Genomic DNA, 19,315 nt, shown 5'->3' on the forward strand with positions numbered 1-19,315 from the left:
TCCGCTTGCCCCGAGACCGGTCGTCCGAAGATGCTTGAACAAACGAAGATCCTTCCTTGCTGACTTCCCCGGCGGTACCGGGCGTGCCGCCGCTACCTTGAGACGCGATGATCGGACGAATCCCAATCCAGGACATCCACCCCACGGTCGACTGCGGGCGCCGCCCCGCGAAGGCCGCCGCGGGTGAGACCTTCGAGATCTCCGCGACCGTGTTCCGCGAGGGACACGACGCGGTCGCGGCAGGGGTCGTGTTCACCGGCCCCGGCGGTGTGCGAGGCCCCCTGCTGCCCATGGGCGAGCTCGCCCCCGGCACCGACCGGTGGGGCGTGGAGGTGACGCTGCCCACCGAGGGCGAGTGGCGTTTCCGGGTCGAGGCGTGGGGTGATCCCCTCGCCACCTGGCTGCACGACGCGGGCATCAAGATCCCCCGGGACCTGGACGCCGACCTGATGTGCGAGGAGGGCGCCCGGCTCTTCGACCGCGCGGCGCGAGCGGTGCGGCCCGCCGACTGCGGGCCCGCGACCGGCCCCGCGTCAGGCGTCGTGGCGACCGGCGGGCCGGTGAGCGGCAAGACCCCGGCGGCGAGGACGGCCAGGCGCGCCAAGGAGGCGCAGAAGCACGTCTGCGGGCACCGGGCCGCGCTCCAGGCGGTCGCGGCCCGGCTGCGCGACCCCGAGATCGACCCGCGCGCCCGGTTCACCGTGGCCCAGCTCCCGGAGACGGCCGCGCTGCTGCGCGCCCACCCGCTGCGCGACCTGGTGACGAGGTCGGCGCCGCGCACGGTCCTGGTGCACCGCCGCAGGGCGCTGTTCGGGTCGTGGTACGAGTTCTTCCCGCGCTCCGAGGGCGCGATCATCGAGCAGGGCGTCGCCCCCAAGTCCGGGACCTTCCAGACCGCCGCCAAGCGGCTGCCGGCCGTGGCGAAGATGGGCTTCGACGTCGTCTACCTGCCGCCGATCCACCCGATCGGGCACAGCTTCCGCAAGGGGCGCAACAACACCCTGACGCCCGAGCCGTACGACCCCGGCTCGCCCTGGGCGATCGGCTCGGAGGAGGGCGGTCACGACGCCATCCACCCCGACCTGGGCACGTTCGAGGACTTCGACGCCTTCGTGGCCAAGACCCGCGAGCTGGGCATGGAGGTCGCCATCGACCTAGCCCTGCAGTGCGCGCCCGACCACCCGTGGGTCAAGGAGCACCCGGAGTGGTTCAACGTCCGCGCCGACGGCTCGATCGCCTACGCGGAGAACCCGCCGAAGAAGTACCAGGACATCTACCCGCTGAACTTCGACAAGGATCCCAAGGGGATCTACGAGGAGATCAGGCGGGTCGTGCGGCTCTGGATGGACCACGGGGTGCGGATCTTCCGGGTGGACAACCCGCACACCAAGCCGGTCGCCTTCTGGGAGAAGCTGCTGGCCGACGTGCACACCACCGATCCTGACGTATTGTTCCTGGCGGAGGCGTTCACCCGCCCCGCCATGATGCGGACGCTGGCCAAGGTCGGCTTCCACCAGTCGTACACGTACTACACGTGGAAGAACTCGCGCCCGGACGTCGAGGCGTACCTGAGCGAGCTCTCCCACGAGACGTCGCACTACATGCGGCCCAACGTGTTCGTCAATACCCCGGATATCCTCCATGAATACCTTCAACACGGGGGAGTCCCGGCATTTCATATCAGAGCAGTACTCGCGGCGACGGCGATGCCGACGTGGGGGGTGTACGCCGGATATGAACTCGCGGAGAATGTACCGGTTAGACCGGGCAGTGAAGAATACCTAGATAGTGAGAAATATCAGTACAAACCCCGCGATTGGGTGGCTGCTGAGCGGGAAGGTCATAGCCTGGCCCCGTTCATCACGCAACTCAATTTGTTCCGAAGAGCACACCCGGCGCTCCAGGAACTGCGTAATCTACGGTTTCACAGCGTCAACAATCCGGATGTGATCTGCTTCTCCAAGCGGTTGCCCGGCGCCTATGACACGGCCACACGACGGCACGGCCTGGGCGACGTGGTCCTCGTCGTCGTGAACCTGGATCCGCACAACACCCACGAGGCGACGGTGTCGCTGGACATGCCCGCCCTCGGTCTCGACTGGCAAGCCGAGTTCGTCGTGGACGACGAGCTGTCGGGCGAGTCGTATCGCTGGCGGCAGGACAACTACGTGCGTCTCGATCCCCACATCCACCCAGCGCACGTCTTCACTCTGCGTGCCGCGGCGGCGAACCAGCGGTGAGCCGGCCGGGTACGCCCATACCGGCAGAACAGCGGGGAGTCCACTGGTGAGTCAGCTACCTGAGCCAATTCCGAACACCTTCGACGAGGAAAAGCCGCGCGACCCGTACTGGTTCAAGCGTGCCGTCTTCTACGAGGTCCTCATCCGGGGTTTCGCCGATTCGAACGGCGACGGCACCGGAGACATCCGCGGTCTCATCCAGAAACTGGACTATCTCCAGTGGCTCGGTGTCGACTGCCTCTGGCTGCTTCCGCTGTACGAGTCGCCGCTGCGCGACGGCGGGTACGACATCGCCGACTTCATGAAAATCCTCCCCGATTTTGGCGATCTCGGAGATTTCGTGAAATTGGTCGATGAAGCGCACAAGCGCGGCATGCGGGTCATCGCCGACCTGGTAATGAACCACACCAGCGACCAGCACCCGTGGTTCCAGGCCTCCCGCCACGACCCCGAGGGGCCGTTCGGCGACTTCTACGTCTGGAACGACAACGACGAGCTCTACAAGGACGCCCGGATCATCTTCATCGACACCGAGACGTCCAACTGGTCCCACGACCCGGTCCGAGGCCAGTACTACTGGCACCGCTTCTTCTCCCACCAACCGGACCTCAACTACGAGAACCCGGACGTGCAGGACGCGATGCTGGAGGTGCTGCGCTTCTGGCTGGACCTGGGCATCGACGGCTTCCGGATGGACGCCATCCCGTACCTCTTCGAGCAGGACGGCACCAACTGCGAGAACCTGCCCAGGACCCACGAGTACCTGAAGCGGGTCAGGGCGGAGATCGACCGGCTCTACCCCGACCGGGTGCTGCTCGCCGAGGCCAACCAGTGGCCCGCCGACGTGGTCGAGTACTTCGGCGACTCCGCCACCGGGGGTGACGAGTGTCACATGGCGTTCCACTTCCCGCTGATGCCGCGCATCTTCATGGCGGTCAGGCGGGAGTCGCGCTACCCCATCTCCGAGATCATGGCCCAGACGCCGAAGATCCCGGAGAACTGCCAGTGGGGCATCTTCCTGCGCAACCACGACGAGCTCACGCTCGAGATGGTGACGGACGACGAGCGCGACTACATGTACTCGGAGTACGCCAAGGACCCTCGGATGCGCGCCAACGTCGGCATCCGGCGGCGGCTCGCCCCGCTGCTGGAGAACGATCGCAACCAGATTGAGCTGTTCACGGCGTTGCTGCTCTCTCTCCCGGGATCTCCCGTGCTGTACTACGGCGATGAGATCGGGATGGGGGACAACATCTGGCTGGGCGACCGCGACGGTGTCCGTACCCCCATGCAGTGGAGCCCCGACCGCAACGCGGGATTCTCCGACTGCGACCCGGGGCGGCTGTATCTCCCGGTCATCATGGACCCGATCTACGGCTACCAGGCGCTCAACGTCGAGGCACAGCAGCGCAGCGCGGGTTCACTGCTGCACTGGACGAAGCGGATGATCGACATCCGCAAGCGGCACCCGGTCTTCGGCCTCGGTGAGTTCACCGAGCTGAACTCGTCCAACCCGAGCGTCCTCGCCTTCGTACGCGAGCTCGGCGACGACCGGATGCTGTGCGTCAACAACCTGTCCCGGTTCCCGCAGCCGGTGGAGCTCGACCTCCGCCGCTTCGAGGGATCGGTCCCGGTGGAGACGATGGGCGGAGTTCCTTTCCCACCGATTGGCGAGCTTCCGTATCTTTTGACTCTTCCTGGGCATGGGTTCTACTGGTTCACCCTGCCACCCGCATCCCAGGAGGCGTAAAGCCGTGTTGACGGAGCTCCTTACCGGTTGGATCACCCATCAACGATGGTTCGCCGGTAAGGGGCGCCCGATCGACGATCTCGTCGTCGACTCGGACGTGGAGCTGTCCCCCCGCCTGCGCCACCTGATCATCTCGGTTCACCAGTCCGGCACCCGCGACCGCTACCAGCTGCTGCTCGGCAGCGAGGCGCCGGAGTGGGCCCGCTTCAAACCGGCCCACATCGGCGGCGGCTACTACGACGCCGCCTACGACGCCGATCTCACCGCCGCCCTGCTCGAAGGCATGGCCGAGGGCCGCGACCTCGGCGCGCTCCGCTTCCGCCACCTCGACGGGGTGGAGATCGACACCTCCAAGCGCAGCCTGGTCCTGGGCGCCGAGCAGTCCAACACCTCGCTGGTGTACGGCGACACCTACATCTGCAAGCTGTTCCGCCGCCTGACCGCCGGGGTGAACCCCGAGCTGGAGATCGTCACCGCCCTGGCCCGCCGCGACGGCACACACATCGCCCAGCCGTACGGCTGGATCGAGACCGACCTCGACGGCGAGACCACCACGCTGGCGATGACCCAGGAGTTCCTGTCGAACGCCAGCGACGGCTGGGCCCTCGCCCTGGCCAGCGTCCGCGACCTGTACGGCTCCCTCGAACCGTCGGCCTCCGACGCGGGCGGCGACTTCAGCGCCGAGGCCTACCGGCTCGGCGTGACCACCGCCCAGGTCCACCGGGAGATGGCCGCCGCCTTCCCGACCGACGTGATCGAGGCGCAGGAGGTGAAGCGGATGGTCGAGGAGTTCCACCGCCGCCTGGCCGTCGCCGTGGAGGAGGTGCCCGACCTCCGCGAGCACGCCCACGTCGCCGAGGAGGCCTACCAGCGGGTCTCCGACGTGGCCGGGGAGATGCCCGTCCAGCGGGTCCACGGCGACTACCACCTCGGCCAGGTGATGCGCACCACCAAGGACTGGATCATCCTCGACTTCGAGGGCGAGCCGGGCCAGCCCATCGCCGAGCGCCGCGCCCTGTCCTCCCCGCTACGGGACGTGGCCGGGATGCTCCGCTCCTTCGACTACGCCGCCCGCCACCTGCTGGCCGACCACCCCGACGCCGACGCCCTGCGCCCCCGCGCGATCGAGTGGGCCGAGCTCAACCGCTCGTCCTTCCTCGCGGGCTACTCCGCCGGAGGCGGCCACCTGCGCGCCGAGGACGCCGTCCTGCTGCGTGCCCTGGAACTCGACAAGGCCGCCTACGAGGTGGTGTACGAGTCCCGCAACCGGCCGACCTGGCTGCACATCCCGATGTCGGCCTTCCAGCTGGGCCGCTGAGATCGGACCCCCTGAAGGGGCCTGCCGGGTCACTTCGAGTGCGGCAGCAACACCTTGTCGATGATGTAGAGGGTGGCGTTCTTGGTGGGGATGCCACCGCAGACCACCTTGGCCCTGCCGGAGACGATGTAGTTCTGGCCCGAGCCCTTGACGGTGATCTGGCCGCCCTGCAGGGTCTTCAGCGGGGCGCCGACCAGCTGGGACGGGGTTTTCGCGCCCTGGACCACGTGGTAGGCCAGGAGCTTGGTCAGCTGCGTTCTGTCCCTCAGCAGTTTCTTGAGCGTGGCCGGCGGGAGCTGGTTGAAGGCGGCGTTGCTGGGAGCGAAGATCGTGATGTCCTTGGTCCGGTAGAGCTTGCCGGTCAGGCCGACGTCCTTGAGGGCGGTGTTCAGGGTGGACAGGTCAGGGGTGTTGGCCACCACGGTGGTGACCCGCTCCCTGGCCGCGCTGCGGAGGCTGCCCCTGCCGGAGGAGGACAGGATCGAGCAGCCGGGGCCGATCGGCTTGCCGGCCAGGCCGGCCGAGGGCCCCAGGGCCGACGACGAGGGTGTCGAGGGTGTCAGGGTGGGAACGGAACCGGCCGCCGCCCCCGCGGCGGAGGGAAGCGCGCTCAACATCAGCACGCTCAGCCCTGAGACGAGAAATCGTTTCTTCATGGCGACCTCCTGGTTCGGCTGGACGAGCCCGCCGGACATCTGTCCCTAAACCCCCTTCCCCCCAATTAATCACCTATCGGACATATAGCCATTAAATACCAAAAACTATATAAGAGCAGTTGTTAATATGACATAAATACAAGTAGCCCTTGGCCTGCGCCGGGCATCGCGGAGCAGGCCGGAGCACAGAGTGATTAAATGCTGACATATAGTGACCATATGGCCCCACCGCTACCCGGCCCGCTGGCTCACCTGGCACCGCTGCTGGACCACTACGGCTACCTGGCCGTCGGCGCCCTGGTCTTCATGGAGGACTTCGGCATCCCCGTCCCCGGGGAGACGATCCTCCTCACCTCCGCGATCTACGCCGGGGCCGGGCGGCTGAACCTCGCTCTCATCATGCTGATCGCGGTGGTGGCCGCCATCGCCGGGGACAACCTCGGCTACGTGATAGGCCGCACCGGTGGCCGCGCCTTCGTCCACCGCTGGGGCCACTACGTCCTGCTCCCCCCGGAGCGCTTCGAGAAGGCCGAGAGGTTCTTCGCCCGGCACGGCGGCAAGGTCGTCGTCGTCGCCCGCTTCGTCTCGGGACTGCGCCAGGCCAACGGCATCGTCGCGGGCACCATCGGCATGCCCTGGCTCCGTTTCCTCGCCTTCAACGCCCTCGGCGCGGTCCTGTGGGTCGGAATGTGGACGGTGCTGGGATACACCGCGGGCACCCACATCGGCGAGTTCTACGACGAGATCTCCCGCTACTACACCTACGTGCTCATCGGCCTGGCCGTCCTGGCCGCCGGACTGATCGCCCGGCACCTGCTCCGGCGACGCCGATGACCCGCTCGACCGGGGAGACCCGCCCGCGATGGCCGGGTACGGCCACGCGGACGAGCTCCGGCGGCCACGCCGCCCCGCCTCGCCACCTTCCCGGGCGTGGCAACGCTTGAGCCCGAAGGCGCTCATTCTCACCTCGACGGTGCCGCCTGGGACGGGGAAGAGGGCGGGGAGTCCGGACTCGGCTCCCGCTACTTACCCGGTTCCGCCGCGCAGGCGAGGTCCCGCGCCGGGCGCTGTCCGGTGGTCAGGAATCGCGTCACCGCGTCCTTCGCGCACGTGTTGGGGCCGAGGGGATAGACGCCGTGCCCACCCTGGTCGGCCGTCACCATCGTGGCCCGCTTCCCGAAGGCCCGCCGCAGCTCCCGGGCGCCGGCCAGCGGCGTTCCCGGGTCGCGCTCGTTCTGCACCATGAGCACGTTCGACGGGCCCCGGTCACCGACGCGCACCGGCGGCTCGACCCGCTTGCCCGGCCAGAACGCGCACGGCCCGATGTTGGCCGTGGACCCGCCCAGCATCGGGTACTTCAGCCGGTCGACCGCGACGTTCCTCTGATACTTCCGGACCGTCCTCGGCCACCGCGAATCACCGCAGAGGACGTGATAACGGCTGGACGTGGCGTTCTCCGGCGCGGTCAGCGGCGGGCCGGGCGGCAGCGGCCGGTCCGTGTCGAGCGCCTGCCATGTCTCGGCCAGCAGGGGCATGGTCGCGTCACTGTAGAGGCGGTCGAACGTGATCCCGCGGAACAACGTCCCGTCGACGCCCTGGACCGGTGTCGCCTCCAGCCGTTCCGCGAGATCGAAGAACTTCGCGGTCACCTGCTCCGGTGTGGTGCCCAGACCGTACTCGGGGCGCGCGGCCACGAACGCCGCGAAGTCCGGGAACCGCTCCTCCATCCCACGGGCGAACGACCGCATGGCCGTCACGTCGTAACCGCCGGGGCCCAGACTGCTGTCGAGCACGATCCGGTCGCCGCGCTGCGGGAACATCGTCGCGTACACCGCGCCGAGGTAGGTGCCGTAGGAGCCACCGAGGTACGACACTTTCGGCTCGCCCAGCGCCGCCCGGATCCGGTCCATGTCGCGCGCGGTGTTCGCGGTGGTGACGTGCGGCAGCATCCACGCCGTCGACGAGGTGGCGCACTGCTCGGCGATGGTCCGCGCGCTCCCCGCCGCCCGCGCGACATCGGCCGCGGTGCGCGCGTACGGCGGGAAGTTGCCGCGTGCCAACTGTTCCGGCGTCAGATCGCAGGTCACCGGCGTGCTGCGGCCGACGCCACGCGGGTCGAAGCCGATCACGTCGTAGGAGTCCACCACCTCCCGCGGCATCCCGAAGGTGGCGAGAACGACCGGGTAGCCGAGTCCACCGGCGCCGGGGCCGCCCGGATTGGTCAGCAGCACGCCACGGCGCCGTGACGGTTTCTCGCTCGCCATCCGGGAGATCGTGATCTCGATCTGCCGGCCGTCCGGATTCCGGTAGTCCAACGGGACTTCGAGCGTCGAGCATTTGAGACGGGGCGAGGCGGCCTCCTTCGGGCACGGGCCCCACCGCAGGGTGTCCGACGTCGTCGCCGCCGACACCCCCGAAATCATGGTCGCCGCCAGTGTGGTGGCGGCGAGAGTGAGGGACAGGGGTGAGTGCATCTGGTGTCCTCCTGAAAGGCGCACAGGGCGCACGGGGTGTACGGGGCGCAAGGGGGGCGCGGGGTATACGGGGTGCACGGGGTCGCACGTGGCGCACGGGGTCGCGCGGGGCGCCGGAACGCGGGCTCGGAACGCCCGCCGCGTGCCGTGGTCGAACGAGCCACCACCGTCCGGCCGCGTCCCCCGTGAGGGCCGGTCCCCGATCGCGCGTCAGGGGCCGTCCGCTCCCGAACAAGTCTGGCCATTCACCACGGACGGCACATCGGCCCGGGGGCTCGAATCGCCTTCGACCACGGGCGAGGCGGCGATTCGACTCCGGTCGGGTGCGCACCGCCCCCGGTCCCACTCACCGGCCGCACGGTGTTGCGATAATGACCAGGTGGACACTGGCGTCGCGCCACGGCTCGGGTGGTGGCAGCAGACATGGCGACTGGTGTCGGCCGCGGCGGTGGGCGTGGCGTTCTGGCTCTTCACCGGCGTGCTGCTGCGGGGGCAGGGGGCCGAAACGGGCTCGTGGTTCCTCACCGGTGATCCGCTGGTGGCCTTCGGCTGCCTGACGGCGCTTCTGTGGCGGCGGCGGTTCCCGCTCGCCGTCGCCATGACGGTCATGATCGCCTCAGCCGCGTCGTTACTCGCCACCGGCGCCGCCCTTCTGGCGCTGGGCTCGATCTCCACCCGTCGCCGTCCGGTGGAGATCGGGGTCGTCGGGCTGGCCTTCGTGGCCGCGTCGCAGTTCGCCGGCAGGTTCTACCCGGCCCAGACCCCGCCCGGCCTGTTGTGGTTCCAGCTCGCGCTCCCGGTACTGGTCGCGGGCATCGCGGTGGCTGCGGGCGTGGCCGTCGGCGCGCGACGTGTCGAGGTGCGGTCCCTGCGAGACCGGGCGGAGAGCGCGGAACGGGAACAGACCGCACGAGCGGCGCAGGCACGGGCCCTGGAACGCAACCGGATCGCCCGCGAGATGCACGACGTGCTCGCGCACCGGATCTCCCTGGTCGCCATGCAGGCCGGAGTGCTGGACCACCGCGGCGACCTCACGGCCGAGGAAAGCCGCGTGCTGGCCCGCGGCATCGCCGACGGCTCCCACCAAGCCCTGGAAGAACTACGGGATGTCCTCGGTGTGCTCCGGGCCGACCCGGGCCACCCGGAACCACCACAACCCTCCCTCGATCGAATCCCCGCCCTGGTGGCCGACGCCCGCGCCTCCGGGCTGGACGTCACGCTCACCACCACGGTGACGGGAACCCCGCCCGACGTCGTCGGGCGAACCTGCTACCGGGTCGTCCAGGAAGGACTGACCAACGCCGCCAAACACGCCCCGGGCGCACACGTACACATCACCCTCGAAGGGACAGCGGGCGGCGAACTCACCGTCGGCGTCCGCAACTCCCCGGCCACCGCGAAACCCGGGCGACCACCGGCATCGGGATTCGGCCTGCTCGGCCTCGCCGAACGAATCGACCTCGCCGGTGGGAAACTCGACCACCATCCCACCCCCGGCAACGGATACGACCTCACCGCCCAACTGCCCTGGCCGAACCCCATCGACGAAAAGAGACCGTGAGTGGACAGCGAACGGGAGCCGGTGCGTGTCGTCATCGTCGACGACGACCAGCTGGTGCGAATGGCGCTTCGGCTCATCATCGACGGCGAACCGGACCTGATCGTCGTCGCGGAGGCGGCCGACGGGGACGCCGCGATCACCGTGGTGGACGAGCAGCGGCCGGACGTCGTGCTGATGGACGTGCGGATGCCCGGTCGTGACGGTCTCAGCGCGACCCGGGAACTCCTCACCCGACCGGCACCGCCGGGGGTGCTCATGCTGACCACGTTCGACTCCGACGATCTGGTGCTCGGCGCACTGCGCGCCGGAGCGCTCGGGTTCGTCCTCAAGGACACCCCGCCGCCGCGGATTCTCGACGCGGTGCGGGCCGTCGCGGACGGCGACCCCGCGCTGTCCCCGGCGGTCACGGCACGGGTGATCGCCGCTGCCACCGGCCCTCGGTCCTCCCACGCTCGCGACTCGTCCCGCGAGGCCGCACGGAGACAGCTGTCCACGCTGACCGAACGAGAACTCGAAACCGCTCGGGCCATCGCGGACGGGCTGGGCAACCCTGAGATCGCCCAGCGGCTGCACATCAGCGTCGCGACCGTCAAGGCACACACGGGCAACCTGTTCGCCAAGCTGGCGGTCGAGAACCGGGTACAGATCGCGCTCCTGGTCCGCGACGCGGAGGACTGACCCCCGCGTCACGGTGAACCCCAGGCGGATCGCCGCGTTCCGGCTCGGGCCTGGGCGCCCCCCGAGCACGTTCCGGAGTCCTAGCCGGCCGGCGTGACGGGGTGGTTGGCGTGGATCAGGTCGGCGGGGTCGTAGGCGGCCTTGATCCTCTGCAGTCTGATGTGGGTCTCCAGGCGGTCGAACCTCGGCCCGGACCGTTCGGTGAAGTTGCGGTAGGCGGTCTCGGCCCTCCAGGGGGCGAGGGCGGCGCCCACCTCGTCGAGGGCGACGTGCACGGCGGCCGCCGCGTCCGCGTCCGGGGTGATCCCGCCGGAGAACACGGCGATCGCGGCGTCCATGCCGGAGACCGCGCCGCCGCCCTGCTGCCCGTAGGCGAGTGCCCCGCCGAGATGGCGCAGCTCGATGGTGAGCAGCGGGACGTCCGCCCCCGGGCCCGCGACGCGCAGCAGGGCCTCCAGGGCGGCGGGCGGGAACCCGGCCAGCTGGAGACCGTCGCCGGTGACCGGGGTCGGTTCCTGGGGGTCCATGTGCAGCGCGCCCAGCTCGGTGATCGGGGTCGGGCGGACGGTGTCCATCTCGGGGCCGAGCGCGCGCAGCGGGGCGAGCAGGAGATCGGCCGTGGCGGGGTCCAGCAGGCACGCCGCCTCGACGGCGACGAAGGAGCGCCCGCGGAGCGGCTCGGGGATCTGCGGGATCGGCGGGAGCCGCAGCAGCCTGCCCAGCGAGGTCACCGTCTCCGGCACCGACCTCGCCCACTCCCACCAGGCGCCCAGGACCTCGGCGGCGCGCTCGATCGGCCACAGCAGCATGCCAGCGTGGACCTCGGTGATCGGGAACAGCCGGAACTCCAGGGCGGTGACCACCCCGAAGCCGCCCCCGCCGCCGCGGATGGCCCAGAACAGGGCGGCGTCGCGCGTCGCGTCGATCGTGCGCGGCTCACCGTCGGCGGTGACGATGTCCGCCGACAGCACGTGGTTGGCCGCCAGGCCGTGCAGCCGGGCGAACCACGACAACCCGCCGCCGAGGGTGTACCCGACGACCCCGACGTCGGGGGCCGAACCGGCGAGCCCGGTCAGGCCGTGGACGGCCGCCGCCGCGGTGACGTCCGCCCACAGCGCGCCGGCCTCGACCCTGGCGACCTGACGCCCGGCGTCGATCTCGACCCCTCGCATCGCCGACGTACGCAGCAGGATCGTCCTGCCGAGCGGTCCGAGGGGGGCGGCGTTGTGCCCGGTCGCCTGCGGCGCGACCCGCAGGCCGAGCCTCGCCGCCGCCTCGACGGTGGCCACGACGTCGCGGGCGGAGGCCGCCAGCACGACGGCGTACGGCCGCTGGTCGACGGCGAGCTGCCAGGCGGCCCGCGCCGCGTCCCAGCCGGGCGAGGAGGGACGGACCAGGGCGCCGTCGAGCACGTGTTCGAGCTCGTCGAGATCCATCACGGGCGATGAGAAAGACATGATCAGAAACTCTCTTTTAGCTGGATTCAATGTGATTTACGACATAGATCCCGCGCCGCGGACGTGCCGGACGTACCGGTCGGGCGCGGGAAGGAGGACGGGAGAGCCGTACAGGAGCATGCCGGTACGGCACCCGAAGCACCGGCCGTCACGGCCGTGCGGCCCGTTGCCCATCGGCCTGTCCATCAGCCTGGCCGGGACCGCGCGCCCCGCGCATCCCCCGGAACGCCGGTCCACGTGCTCCGGGGTCCCTCATTCGGGGGAGGTGTGCCGCCGCTCCCGTGTGACAGCATCGCCGTATGACGATGTCCACCGAACGGCCCGGAGAGCGCCGCGAATCCGGCGCGGCAGGCCGTGGCGGTGAGCTGTTCGCCGCGGCGTCGGAGCGGTTGCGCCGGGTGACGCCCTTCGACGCGGCGGCGTGGTTCGGCACCGACCCCACCACGGTGCTGCCCATCTCACCGCTCCGGGTCGAGAACATCGAGCCCGTCCACTGCGAGGGATACTGGCGACGGGAGTACGGCAGCGAGGACATCCTGCTGTTCCGCGACGTCGCGCGCAGCCGCAGCGGCGGCGGCACCCTGGGCCTGGCCACCGGCGGTTTCCCCGGGCGCAGCCTGCGCTACCGCGAGTTCATGCGGCCCCAGGGCTACGGCGACAACCTGCGCGCGGCGTTCCGGATCGGCGAGCGCACCTGGGGAGTGGTGGACCTCTTCCGCGACAGCGGCCGGCCCCCGTTCACCGAACGCGACGTCAGGCAGGTCACCGCGATGGGCCCGGAGCTCGCCCTCGGACTCGCCGAACTGGCCATCGCGACGACCGAGGACGCGCCACCGACCGTCACCGAGGCGCCCGGCACCGCGCTGTTCGACGAGTCCGGGCAGATCATCTCACTGGACACGCACGCCGAACGCTGGCTGGACGAGCTCACCGGACCACGCTGGGATCGCCCGCAGAGCCCGCTGCCGATGGCCACCGTGCAGTCGGTCGTGGCCCGCGCCCGATCGGTCGCGGCCGGTCACGACCCCGGACCGGCGGCGGCCCGGCTGCGGGGCGGTTCGGGCCGCTGGCTCGTGGTGCACGCCTCGTGCCTGCGCAGCCCCGCCGGTGAGCCCGGCCCGGTGGCGGTGGTCCTGGAACCGGCGAACTCCGCGCAGATCGCCCCGATCATCGTCGAGGCGTACTGCCTGACCCCGCGCGAGCAGCAGATCACCCAGTGCGTCGCCCGCGGCCTGCCGACCGCCGACATCGCCGCGGAGCTGCACCTGTCCGCCCACACGGTGCGCCATCACCTCAAGGCGATCTTCGCCAAGTTCGGCGTCACCAGCCGGGGCGAGCTGGTCGCCAAGCTGTTCGCCGAGCACTACGGCCCCCTGATGCACGCCCCGGACGCCGACCTGGAGCACGTCTACGGCTGAGGCGGGGCTGCCGGGCGTCCCGCCGGGAAGCAGCCGGGGGCACCGGGTCCCAGCGGGCCACCGCCCCGTCCTTCGTCCCACCGCCCGGCGCCGGATGCGCGGTGGAGTCCGGTGGGGGCGGGTGACCAGAGGCCGGTGAGCTACCAGCGGCCGCCCTTGGTGAGCTGGCCGCGGACCGCGCCGTCGGGGAACTGCTTGGTGTGCAGGTTGGCGTACCAGTTCTTCGGGTTGCTCTTGATGCCCCTGAGCAGGCTGGAGTCCTTGACGACGACGGAGCCGAAGCTCGTGTTGCCGCGGATCCTGCCATTGGACAGCAGGTCGATGACGACGGGGCCGTTCGTGCCCGCCTTGCCCCTGTGGATGTGGAAGGCGCTGGGCTTGGCGGTCCTCTTCCACTGGACGAAGTAGTAGAAGCGGTTCCCCTGGATGCGGAACTTCGCGACCGCCAGGCCGTCCCGGTCGTTCACCTTCTTGCCCGGTTCCGGCACCTCGTTCCTGCCCAGGAGCCCGGCGGCGAAGTAGTACTTCTTCACCTGAACGCTTTGAACGCCCTGGCCGGTCGCCTCACCGGTGATCGCGGCCGTGGGTGCGGTCGCCGCCTCGGCGGGCACCGCCACCGCGCCGGTGGCCAGCGCCACCGCCGCCGCGCCCACCGCCGCGCGGCCCATCACGTGCCGCCAGGAGATACGCCGACTGTTGACCTTTTCAAACGCATTCATGAGGATCTCCACCTTGGTTCCGCCGTGTCACTCTTTCTGGACACCGCAGACCCTAGGGAGTCAGCCGTCGGTGTTATGCGTACAAATCCGCACAAGTCATGAGCGTGGGCAAGGTCACACAGCCCCTCGACGTTCCGGTGTCCGCGGGCCGGGGGTGACGTACGCCGGTCCCGGCACCGGCGCACGCTCGTCGGCACCGGGATCCCGCAGGGAGTTTCCGCAGGTCGGCCATAACGCTTACCTGTGAACCGCGTTCCTGTACGACGCTCTTACACGGCCTGTGGAACGCTCTGCGCAAAGTGGATGCCGAAGATCGGGTGGGTGTCAGGTGTCATCAGGTAGTGGGGGATCCGCACGGCGGCGTCCCGGCCGGGTCGTCGCCTCGGTGGCGGGGATCGTCGCGATGGCGCTGGTGGCGGCGGGCTGTTCCTCCGGCGACAGCTCGGACCAGGCCGTTCCCGTCGTACGGCAGTCCGCCGCCGCCTCGCCCGCCGCACCCGGCACCACGATTCGGGAGGCGCCGCCGGTCGACCCCGCGTGGCCTCGCTGGGGGTTCACCCACACCGGGGTGAGCGCCAACAACGTCACCCCGGAGTTCGAGCAGGTCGTGGCCGGGGCCCTCGCCGGAACCCCGATGCTGCAGAACCAGCACATCATGGGGTTCGGAGCACTCAACCCCCAGCCCCGCCCTCGGGAGTTCTACTGGGAGGACCTCGACAGCCGGACGAACCTCATGAAACGGTCCGGCGGCACACAGGTCATGACGCTCTGCTGCGCCCCCGACTGGATGAAGGGCGGCCCCGAGGGCCCGACCTCGGACGTGGGCTGGGACGAGCACCTGGAGGACGCCCCCTACCCCCGGCACTTCGACGACTTCGCCAAGCTGTCGGCGGCCGTCGCCACCAAGTATCGCGACGTCAAGTACTTCATGGTCTGGAACGAGTTCAAAGGCTTCTGGAAGGACCACTCCAAGCCCGCGGACTTCAAGGGCTACACCACGCTCTACAACAAGGTCTACGACGCGGTGAAGGCGGCCAGGCCCGACGCCATGGTCGGCGGCCCCTATCTCGGCTTCGACAGCAACAGGACGGGCAAGTCCGAGCTGCGGGGGGCGTGGGGGGTCGTCAACCAGAACGCCCTGGACGCCTTCGAGTACTGGTTCAAGAACAAGAAGGGCGCCGACTTCGTCGTGGTCGACGGCGCCTCGCTGACCGACGCCCACGAGATGCTGCCCGACGCGTTCGGAGCGCTGAGCAAGTTCAGCGCGGTCACCACCTGGCTACGTGAGAGGACCGGCGACATGCCGGTCTGGTGGTCGGAGTGGTACTTCGTCCCCGAGGACAACACCACGTGGCCCGAGCCGATGCGACTCGCCGTCCAGGCCGCCTCGATGATCGAGTTCGCCAAGAGCGGCGCCACCACGGCGCTGTACTGGAATCCGCAGGCCAAGGAGGGCACCTGCCAGGGGTGCATGTGGGACCCGCGAACCGGCGCCACGCTGCCCACCGGCAAGCTGGTGAGCGACTTCACCACCTGGTTCCCGGCCGGAGCCGAGCTGGAGGAGGTCACCTCCTCCGACCCCGGGGTCCGGGTGCTCGCGCAACCCCGGCGACTGGTGATGGTCAACACCGCCAAGACGGAGGTCACCACGACCGTGGACGGCAGGGAGTTCACCCTCGGGCCCTACGAGATCAGGTGGAGCGACCGCTGACCCTCCGGCCCGGCGGGCTCCTGGCTGACCCTCCGGCGGGCCAGAGCGTCCGGGACCGGGAACCCGGAGGATGGAAACTTTCACCGAACGGCACGAGGGCGGCTCGGCCGCTTCCGATGCCGAAGGTGTTTCCCACCTGTGAGAAAACCTCGTGGAGAGGAAGGAGCGCGCCGGGCGCGTACCCGCATCCCCGACCCGGTGATTGAAAATTTCGGCAAACAACTTTAACTTTCGGCGACAAGCATGAGGCGCCGAACGCCGGGGCCGCGACGGTCAGGGAGTCCCGGCGATCGGCCGTAGCCGAGAGGAGATCGACGATGTCCGACAGCGATGTTCCCCGCCGGGCCCGGCCGGGACCGGGGAACGGTCGGATGAGAACGGCCCTGCGAGCGGTGTGCGCGGCCCTTCCCCTCCTGCTCGGCCTGGCGCTGACGACCTCACCCGCGTCCTCCGCCTCTTTGGTGGAGGTCACCGGTTTCGGGACGAACCCCAGCAATCTGCGGATGCACCTCTACGTCCCCGACCGGGTGGCGCCCCGGCCCGCCATCCTGCTGGCGGTGCACTACTGCACCGGTTCGGGCCCGGCCTTCCACTCCGGCACGCAGTTCGCCTCGCTCGCCGACCAGTACGGGTTCATCGTGATCTACCCGTCGGCCACCCGGAGCGGGAACTGCTTCGACGTCTCCTCCCCCGAGGCGCTCAGGCGCGGCGGCGGGAGCGACCCGGTCGGGCTCATGTCCATGGTGACCTACGTCCAGCAACGCCACAACGGTGACCCCTCGCGGGTCTACGTGACGGGTGCCTCCTCCGGCGCGATGATGACCGAGGTCCTGCTGGGCCTGTACCCGGACGTGTTCAAGGCCGGAGCGGCCTTCATGGGCGTACCCTTCGGCTGCTTCGCCAGCGCCTCGGGATGGAACAGCGAGTGCGCCAACGGCACGATCATCAGGACCCCCCAGGAGTGGGGCAACCTGGTCCGGGCCGCCTACCCCGGATACACCGGCGCCCGGCCCCGCGTCCAGCTGTGGCACGGCACCGAGGACTCCACCCTGCGCTATCCGAACCTGGGCGAGGCGGTCAAGCAGTGGACCAACGTCCACGGCCTGAGCCAGACCCCGACCTCCACCGACACCCCCCGGGCGGGCTGGAACCGCAGCCGCTACGCCGACTCCACGGGCACCGTCAAGGTCGAGTCCTACAGCCTGCCGGGCGTCGGGCACAACCTGCCGCAGAGCGGGATGGCCGAGTCCGCGATCCAGTTCTTCGGCCTGAACACCCCCACCCCCACCCCCACTCCCACCCCGACGCCCACCCCGACCCCCACGCCCACCCCGACGCCCGGCCCCGCCTCCTGCCGGGTGACCTACAGCGCCAACAGCTGGGACACCGGTTTCACCGCCAACCTGTCCGTCACCAACACCGGCACCTCGGCGATCAACGGCTGGGAGCTGAGGTTCACCTTCCCCGGGAACCAGCGGGTCACCCAGGGCTGGAGCGCCACCTGGTCACAGTCCGGCCAGGTCGTGACCGGCCGCAACGCCGCCTACAACGGCACGCTGAACCCCGGGCAGTCCGCCGGGATCGGTTTCAACGGCTCCTACAGCGGCACCAACACCGCCCCCGGCTCGTTCACCCTCAACGGCTCGCCCTGCGGCTGACCTCCGGCACCTCCCGGGAAACACCTCGGCACCCGGTGGAACCGGTCCTCCCGCCTCTCCCGGCGGAGCCGGTCGTCACCGGGTGCCCGGGACACCGCGCGGACCACCTCGGTCACCGGCCCGTTGAGTACACCGGCCTGTTGAGAACACCGGCCCGTTGAGTACGCCGGTTTGTTGAGTAGGGGATACTCACGACACGAATCCCTATCAGTCCTACCTTCGCAGGAAGGAAGGACGATGAGGGGACATCATGCACTTCGTTCCACTGGCGCCAGACGCGCTGGACAAGCTGGAAACCCGCTTCCACGAGCTGAAAGCCGCCCGGCTCCTGCCCGAGCACCTCCCGTTCGAGGACTACTACGCGGTGTGGCGCTCCGAGCGGCGCGGGCCGCGCGCGGCGGGCCTGGACGACGGCACCGTCATCCCGCGGGCCCGCGACGCGAGTCTGATCAACCGGCCGCCCAAGAAGCTCAGGGGCGTCATCAGGACCCTGGTGCTGCTGGTCGACTTCGACGACCGGCCGCACGACCCGGCACACGACGCGGAGCACTTCGAACAGCTGCTGTTCGGCACCCAGGCGGGCAGCATGCGCGACTTCTACCGGAAGGTCAGCGGCTTCGACGACGGCTCCGAAAACGGCTCCGGCGCGCGGGGCATCGACGTGCGGGGCGAGGTGTTCGGCTGGTTCCGGCTGCCACAGACGCTGGCCTTCTACGCCAACGACAAGTCGGGGATGGACGAGCGGAACTTCCCGCGTAACGCCCAGGGCATGGCGCGCGACGCCGTGCTGGCCGCCCTGGAGGCGGGCGTCGACTTCGACCCCTCCTACGACGTGCTCGACGAGAACCGGGTCACCGCGCTGTTCGTCGTGCACGCCGGTCCGGGCGCCGAGACCTTCTCCGACGCCGCCGGGCTGCGGTTCATCTGGAGCCTGAAGTGGACCGTCGGGGAGCAGCCGATCACGGTGGGGCCCGGCCTCCAGGTGAGCACCTTCCTGACCGTGCCCGAGGACTGCAACGTCGGCGTCTGCGCCCACGAGTGGGGGCACCTGGCGGCGCGTTGGGCCGACTATTACGACACCGACCGGGCGCAGACCGGCTCCACGTCACACGGGCTGGGCAACTTCTGCCTGATGGCGGCGGGCTCGTGGGGCAACAACGGCGTCACGCCCGTTTTCCCGACCAGCATGCTGCGCATGTTCCACGACTGGGTCACCCCGCGCCTGGTCACCGAGACCACCCACGGCATCACGCTCCGGCCGACGGCCGAGGGCGGTGACTTCGTCGTCGTCCACAACGACCGGACGATGAAGGACACGCAGTACGTCGTTGTCGAATACCGCCGCCGACGGGGGCAGGACGAGTTCCTGCCCGACCAGGGCATCGCGGCCTACGTCGTGGACGAGGCCGTTCCCAACGTCGACGACGAGCGGCGCCTGGCGATCGAGCTGATGCAGGCCGACGGTCTCCGCCAGCTCGCCAGGCTCGGCAGCCTCGGTAACAGGGGCGACGCGGGCGACCTCTACCCCTCGCAGGGCAACGCGAGGATCGGCAGGGACACCTCACCGGCGCTGAACCTGCCCGGGGGCGGATGGACGGGCGTGACCATCGAGGTCTCCGGCACACCGGGCGACGAGGAGATGACGATCGACGTCGTCTTCGGCCCGTGAGGGAAC

At 69.8% G+C, this 19,315-nt stretch carries 14 protein-coding genes; 10 read left to right on the forward strand and 4 right to left on the reverse strand.

Annotation, left to right across the window (positions count from 1 at the left end; all coding sequences use genetic code 11):
- The first annotated feature begins 107 nt into the window (after positions 1-107).
- From ABD817_RS12595 to ABD817_RS12605, 3 genes are read left to right on the forward strand one after another with little or no spacing between them, the layout of a single operon-like run.
- The gene (locus ABD817_RS12595) at positions 108-2,240 is read left to right on the forward strand and encodes an alpha-1,4-glucan--maltose-1-phosphate maltosyltransferase (protein ID WP_344918018.1); all 2,133 of its coding nucleotides are present in this window, start codon (positions 108-110) and stop codon (positions 2,238-2,240) included.
- Positions 2,241-2,286: 46 nt separating this feature from the next.
- Complete coding sequence (treS, locus tag ABD817_RS12600; protein ID WP_344918019.1) at positions 2,287-3,990, forward strand: maltose alpha-D-glucosyltransferase; 1,704 nt, start codon at positions 2,287-2,289, stop codon at positions 3,988-3,990.
- Positions 3,991-3,994: 4 nt separating this feature from the next.
- Complete coding sequence (locus tag ABD817_RS12605; RefSeq protein ID WP_344918020.1) at positions 3,995-5,308, forward strand: maltokinase N-terminal cap-like domain-containing protein; 1,314 nt, start codon at positions 3,995-3,997, stop codon at positions 5,306-5,308.
- Positions 5,309-5,337: 29 nt separating this feature from the next.
- Here ABD817_RS12605 and ABD817_RS12610 read toward each other — a convergent pair whose 3' ends face one another.
- Entirely contained in the window at positions 5,338-5,964 is a 627-nt protein-coding gene (locus tag ABD817_RS12610; protein ID WP_344918021.1) for a fasciclin domain-containing protein, read from the reverse strand.
- Positions 5,965-6,183: 219 nt separating this feature from the next.
- On the opposite strand from ABD817_RS12610, the gene ABD817_RS12615 reads away from it, so the two are divergent.
- Positions 6,184-6,798, forward strand: a complete 615-nt coding sequence (locus tag ABD817_RS12615) for a DedA family protein (RefSeq protein ID WP_344918022.1) — start codon at positions 6,184-6,186, stop codon at positions 6,796-6,798.
- Between the two features lie 188 nt (positions 6,799-6,986).
- On the opposite strand, the gene ABD817_RS12620 is transcribed toward ABD817_RS12615, so the two are convergent.
- Entirely contained in the window at positions 6,987-8,438 is a 1,452-nt protein-coding gene (locus ABD817_RS12620; protein WP_344918023.1) for an alpha/beta hydrolase, read from the reverse strand.
- A 379-nt stretch (positions 8,439-8,817) separates the two neighbouring features.
- On the opposite strand from ABD817_RS12620, the gene ABD817_RS12625 reads away from it, so the two are divergent.
- Positions 8,818-9,999, forward strand: coding sequence for a sensor histidine kinase (locus ABD817_RS12625; RefSeq protein ID WP_344918024.1), 1,182 nt, complete (start codon positions 8,818-8,820; stop codon positions 9,997-9,999).
- On the forward strand, positions 10,000-10,677 hold the full coding sequence (locus ABD817_RS12630; protein WP_344918025.1) for a response regulator: 678 nt from the start codon (positions 10,000-10,002) through the stop codon (positions 10,675-10,677).
- Positions 10,678-10,757: 80 nt separating this feature from the next.
- Here ABD817_RS12630 and ABD817_RS12635 read toward each other — a convergent pair whose 3' ends face one another.
- Positions 10,758-12,134, reverse strand: a complete 1,377-nt coding sequence (locus ABD817_RS12635) for an FAD-binding oxidoreductase (RefSeq protein WP_344918026.1) — start codon at positions 12,132-12,134, stop codon at positions 10,758-10,760.
- 299 nt (positions 12,135-12,433) lie between these two features.
- Between ABD817_RS12635 and ABD817_RS12640 the strand changes: the two genes are divergently transcribed.
- Entirely contained in the window at positions 12,434-13,552 is a 1,119-nt protein-coding gene (locus ABD817_RS12640; RefSeq protein ID WP_344918027.1) for a helix-turn-helix transcriptional regulator, read from the forward strand.
- A 140-nt stretch (positions 13,553-13,692) separates the two neighbouring features.
- Here the strand turns inward: ABD817_RS12640 and ABD817_RS12645 are convergent, their stop codons facing one another.
- Positions 13,693-14,271, reverse strand: coding sequence for a CHRD domain-containing protein (locus tag ABD817_RS12645; RefSeq protein ID WP_344918028.1), 579 nt, complete (start codon positions 14,269-14,271; stop codon positions 13,693-13,695).
- 328 nt (positions 14,272-14,599) lie between these two features.
- Here ABD817_RS12645 and ABD817_RS12650 point away from each other — a divergent pair, with 328 nt between their 5' ends.
- The 3 genes from ABD817_RS12650 (at position 14,600) to ABD817_RS12660 (ending at position 19,309) form a co-directional block, all read left to right on the forward strand.
- A complete protein-coding gene (locus ABD817_RS12650) occupies positions 14,600-15,982 on the forward strand; it encodes a xylan 1,4-beta-xylosidase (RefSeq protein ID WP_344918029.1) in 1,383 nt (460 codons plus the stop codon).
- 371 nt (positions 15,983-16,353) lie between these two features.
- Positions 16,354-17,640 carry an extracellular catalytic domain type 1 short-chain-length polyhydroxyalkanoate depolymerase gene (locus ABD817_RS12655; RefSeq protein WP_344918030.1) on the forward strand — a complete coding sequence of 429 codons (1,287 nt, stop codon included), beginning with the start codon at positions 16,354-16,356 and terminating at the stop codon, positions 17,638-17,640.
- Between the two features lie 250 nt (positions 17,641-17,890).
- A complete protein-coding gene (locus tag ABD817_RS12660; protein WP_344918031.1) occupies positions 17,891-19,309 on the forward strand; it encodes a M6 family metalloprotease domain-containing protein in 1,419 nt (472 codons plus the stop codon).
- Positions 19,310-19,315: the final 6 nt, after the last annotated feature.

It is taken from the genome of Streptosporangium oxazolinicum, assembly GCF_039537505.1.
GTDB lineage: Bacteria > Actinomycetota > Actinomycetes > Streptosporangiales > Streptosporangiaceae > Streptosporangium > Streptosporangium oxazolinicum.